This is a genomic window from Rahnella sp. ChDrAdgB13, from assembly GCF_017655185.1.
GTDB lineage: Bacteria > Pseudomonadota > Gammaproteobacteria > Enterobacterales > Enterobacteriaceae > Rahnella > Rahnella contaminans.
In genome coordinates, this window is sequence record NZ_JAEMGT010000198.1 from 1 (window position 1) to 4,344 (window position 4,344).

Genomic DNA, 4,344 nt, shown 5'->3' on the forward strand with positions numbered 1-4,344 from the left:
GCTACAGGATCGGGAATGTGGTGATCTGATCCTGATTACGGCCAAAAGTTCGATTTATTCAACAAAGCCGGTGATCAGATGTATCTGGTCATGAAGACATTAGACCGCGCGCTGGCGATGGGTGTTATCGCTACCGGCAAGCAAAAATAAGTGTGGAGAGAGCATGAACCTTGAAACGATTTTGAAGCATTTTTCCCCGAAAGGGTTATCGATCAGCGACAGTTCCCGGGCGACGGCCAGTGATGCACTGAACATCACCGATATTATGGCGGCGTTGGGGATGACGCAGAGCGGCGCTGAATTCGGGTTGCGCCTGTTCCTGGCAAAAGCCGGTATCAGCCAGCAGGACAAAACCATAGCGGTCGGCATGCTCACGCAATACGCCAAACAGCACGCACCTAAACATATCGGTAAGGTCGCAGGGCGGCGCATGGCTGAATGCTTGCGCATTATGGCGAAAATGGCTTTTGAACATTACGCGCGCTCGGCGGCGGCCACGTCTGATTGTCCGTGCTGTTCCGGTACCGGTTTTTTGAAAGAGAAGAGAACCTTCAGAAATCAGCTGGCTATTGACCGTCGTGAATATCTCGATGCGCTGCCGGGCAATTTAGGCCTGCTTTACCGGGATGAAATGAAGTCCAAAACTGAAGGCGAAGAGATAGTTGATGTTATTTGCCAACCATGCAAAGGGAAGGGCGTTATTTCGAGCCGTTGCCGGTGTAACGGCACTGGTAAAGTTGTTGATCGGGAGAAATCCATTCTGATGGGGCTGCCGGTAGAAAAGGAATGCCCGCGCTGTCATGGTGTTGGTTATTCCCGTCTGCCAGCATCAGTGGCACACCGAGCAGTGAAAGCATTACTTCCAGACCTGCCGGAGAGAACATGGAACAACAGTTGGAAACCGTTCTACGAGAAGCTCGTAACCAAGTGCTTCATTGAGGAGTCAGCAGCCGAATCAGAATTTAAAAAGGTTACCCAGTGATTTAGGCGTTGCAAAAGTTGCCGAATCTGGCTAGATTTATCTCAATGATGGGAAGTTATACCTGATATCAAGCCTCGGCAAGCGCCGGGGCTTCGTCATTTCTAGGGCTGCCAAATTGGCGGCCTTTTTTTATGCCCTCAATACGGTTATGTGGGCATCTAATGGTAAGTAATCTTGCTTTACCTCGATCTCACTTAAACATGGAAGTATCTAATTTTTTTGGGGGGTAAGGGCTACGATTATGAAATAGCAGGATAAGTTCCATTTTTGTTACTTTGCGTCCACAAGATGCGCAACTGACGTCTATGAAGTATTCATCAAAATCAGATACCTCCGGGCGTTTGAGGAATTCGCATTTGCAAACTCTACAACTAAAAAATTCAATAAAATCCTCATTATTCATTGCGCATCCCTTTTGTGGTAGATTTTTAAAAAGATTATACTGATTAATTTGAGTTATTTCAGGGGGAATGTTGTGAATAAAAAAGATGGTCAATCAATTTTGCTAAAAGCGGCACGAGGGCAACTATGTTCAGATGATCGCTACAAAGGTAAGCCGGTGACTTCTGTGATTGCCGTCGCCCTTGATGTAATAAAGGATTTGGAAATAGAAATTAGTAGTTTAAACGGCATAATCAGGAAAAGGGGCTAATAAGCTAATCCTTTCATAGTGAAGACAGCTAACCACGGTTAGCTCACCAAGGGTTCACCGGGAGGCACCCGGCACCGAAGCACCTAATAGCACTGCTTTTCAGTCTGCGAAGAAGGGATAACCCGGAGTGACTGGAAAGCGCATTCGCATGAGTACTGAAACGATGATCATTGATAAGTCGTTGAAGCTTGGTAAGCCAGCACTCAGCCGAATGACAAAAAATCTCGTAAATTCAAACGGGCGTCCGAAACCCATTCAATAACTGTTTTCTTTAAGTGAAATTTTAGATAATTTGGTCGTACAACAAGAAACTCTAATAGGCGCTAAAATGCCATTTTTTCTGTCAGTACCTCCAATGATTGATATGCAAGTGCGAAATCTGATTCGTGCTTGTTACCCCGAGCTTACAGTTAACGAATTGATGTACAGTATTAAATTTGAATTTATGGAACCTTATGCGGGTAAAGTTTATTTTTATTCAAATGATGATGACATCATCATTAGCTTCAGCATGGATGAGGACGGGGACGTGAAAATAACGCGTCCTTTTTAAGAAAAATGCTGGCTACTTAATGTGAGATTTCATTTAGTTGGCTTTTTGGTTTTAAAGTACTTTCTGAACCTATTGATTAAAAACACATTCGCATGAGTGTTGGGATAATCACCGATACGCACTATCGATCTCCCATCTTCTCAGCACTCAGCCGAATGTTAATCGAACCCTTCATCAAGGCTTTTTAGTTTTCGGTCTCTGTGCTATTTTCTGCGCCGTTGCAGTGGGGCAACATGAATGCAAATTCATCAAGTGTGTCAAAAAGAACGGTCGTACCGGATAAATCCTTAAACGACGCCGGAGCGTAACCGGTAGAGCTCACTGCAACAACTTACTTATGAAACCTGCTGATGTGCGGGTTTTTGCGTTTCTGGAGGCTGCCAATTGGCGGCCTTTTTCCGTTTTGGCGGCCAGTCAATCAGCTAACCATTTTACTTTCGCAAAGTGACTGAGCCGCTAATTCCTTCTTTTATTACGACTACGCGCCCAACCGGCAGACCGGAGGGGGAGACTATGAAAATGGACCAAAGCTCAGGAAATATCGTCACGCAGTTCTTTGCGTGGTTCGCTGCGATAGCGGCCGCCTGCGGTTTCACCACTCAAGACATGGTTTACATGCTGTTTGGCCTCATCGGCGTTCTCATTTCCTTTGCGTCGTATGTCAGTGGTCGCCTGGATGCCCGCGAGGCCCGAAAGGAAAATGAAAAACGCACCAAAATTGTCAGCGACTATCTTGACGATGCTCGCGCCAAACCAGCTCACGAAAAGCCAGCAGCCGCAAAGGTGATCAGCGAAGCGCTTTCGAAAGCGGAAGGCTGATATGGCAAATATTAAAACCAAACTCAGCGCGGCAATGCTGGTGCTGATAGCTGCTGGCGCTTCAGCACCGGTAATGATGGCTCAGTTTCAAAGGGAAAAAGAAGGCACCAGCCTTACTGCTTACACAGACCGCGGCGGTGTCTGGACAATCTGTGGTGGCGTAACCCGCGTTTATGGTCGGCCTGTTGTAAAAGGTTTGAAATTAACCCGCGCGCAATGCGACACCATCGACAAAGCCGAGCAGGCTAAAGCGATGGCGTGGGTTGATAAAAACATTCATATCCCGCTGACCGAACCGCAGAAAGTCGGTATCGCGTCGTTTTGTCCGTGGAACATCGGCCCTGGCAAATGCTTCCCTTCAACGTTCTACCGAAAAATTAACGCTGGTGACCGCTTAGGTGCATGCGCAGAGATTAAACGCTGGATCTGGGACGGTGGGAAAGATTGCCGAATTCGGGCGAACAATTGCTCCGGACAGGTCATCAGGCGTGATCAGGAAAGCGAGCTGACGTGCTGGGGGCTGGATGAATAACAATTTACCGATTGTGCTGGCTTTCGTGGCTGGCACTGCTCTTGCCTGGTGGGTTGAAGGTCTGCGCTGGGACGCTGACGTTTCCATATTGAAAGAATCCCACACCGCAGAGCTGAAGAAACAAAGCGATCATGCCGTGATTGACCTGACCAACCAGCAGAAGCGCACCGAAGCGGCACAGGCCGCGCTGACTGCGCTGGATGCGAAGCACACGAAGGAAATAGCAGATGAACAGGCCAAGAATGAGAAGTTACGCGCTGATGTCGCTGCTAGTACTCGCCGGGTGCAAATCGCCGCCGCAAACCTTGCCAGCTGTCAGCGTGTCGGGGACAGCACTTCCGGCACCGGCAGCCTGGGCGATGCAGTACAAATCGACCTCACGCCAGCAGGTGGATCGGCTGTTCTCAGTCTCAGAGAGTCAACCAGCAGAGACGCCGAAGTAATCCAGTACCTTCAGGGCTATGCCGCTGAAGCTCAGAAGCGTTGCACAATTAACTGATAGGAAACAACCATGACCGTAAAAGCAAAATTCCGCTGCCACTTCATTCAAAAGGCAGATGACGATTCAAGCCGCTCCATTCATATGAGCGCCGTAACTTCCGGCAGCCATGAAAATGAAGCCTGGTCTAAGCTCACGCCGGGCGGTCAGATTCAGATGCATATTTCAAACCCTGACGCATTCAACCAGTTTGAGCAAGGCAAAGAGTATTACGTCGAAATCCAGCCAGCGAGCTGAGTAGGCATTACAGCAGGCATTCACTGAGTGCCTGTGATAATGACGAAACTATTCAAACTTATTTATCCTA

General features: G+C 48.0%; 6 protein-coding genes. All 6 read left to right on the top strand.

Translation table 11 applies throughout. The features are described from left to right. Window positions 1–163 precede the first annotated feature (163 nt). On the top strand, window positions 164–982 hold the full coding sequence (locus J8X26_RS26515; RefSeq protein WP_152326552.1) for an antitermination protein: 819 nt from the start codon (window positions 164–166) through the stop codon (window positions 980–982). Window positions 983–1,457: 475 nt separating this feature from the next. Further along, complete coding sequence (locus J8X26_RS26520) at window positions 1,458–1,634, top strand: hypothetical protein (protein WP_193333155.1); 177 nt, start codon at window positions 1,458–1,460, stop codon at window positions 1,632–1,634. 1,066 nt (window positions 1,635–2,700) lie between these two features. Next, on the top strand, window positions 2,701–3,006 hold the full coding sequence (locus J8X26_RS26525) for a hypothetical protein (protein ID WP_208952518.1): 306 nt from the start codon (window positions 2,701–2,703) through the stop codon (window positions 3,004–3,006). A 1-nt stretch (window position 3,007) separates the two neighbouring features. Beyond that, on the top strand, window positions 3,008–3,538 hold the full coding sequence (locus J8X26_RS26530) for a lysozyme (protein WP_208952519.1): 531 nt from the start codon (window positions 3,008–3,010) through the stop codon (window positions 3,536–3,538). Then, on the top strand, window positions 3,531–4,037 hold the full coding sequence (locus J8X26_RS26535; protein ID WP_208952520.1) for a lysis system i-spanin subunit Rz: 507 nt from the start codon (window positions 3,531–3,533) through the stop codon (window positions 4,035–4,037). The genes J8X26_RS26530 and J8X26_RS26535 overlap by 8 nt, the downstream gene beginning before the upstream one ends. 12 nt (window positions 4,038–4,049) lie before the next feature. Beyond that, window positions 4,050–4,274 carry a hypothetical protein gene (locus J8X26_RS26540; protein ID WP_152326548.1) on the top strand — a complete coding sequence of 75 codons (225 nt, stop codon included), beginning with the start codon at window positions 4,050–4,052 and terminating at the stop codon, window positions 4,272–4,274. Window positions 4,275–4,344 lie beyond the last annotated feature (70 nt).

Coding starts and splice junctions, on each gene's coding strand:
- J8X26_RS26515 (WP_152326552.1), top strand. CDS start 164: ATGAACCTTGAAACGATTTTGAAGCATTTTTCCCCGAAAGGGTTATCG.
- J8X26_RS26525 (WP_208952518.1), top strand. CDS start 2,701: ATGAAAATGGACCAAAGCTCAGGAAATATCGTCACGCAGTTCTTTGCG.
- J8X26_RS26530 (WP_208952519.1), top strand. CDS start 3,008: ATGGCAAATATTAAAACCAAACTCAGCGCGGCAATGCTGGTGCTGATA.
- J8X26_RS26535 (WP_208952520.1), top strand. CDS start 3,531: ATGAATAACAATTTACCGATTGTGCTGGCTTTCGTGGCTGGCACTGCT.
- J8X26_RS26540 (WP_152326548.1), top strand. CDS start 4,050: ATGACCGTAAAAGCAAAATTCCGCTGCCACTTCATTCAAAAGGCAGAT.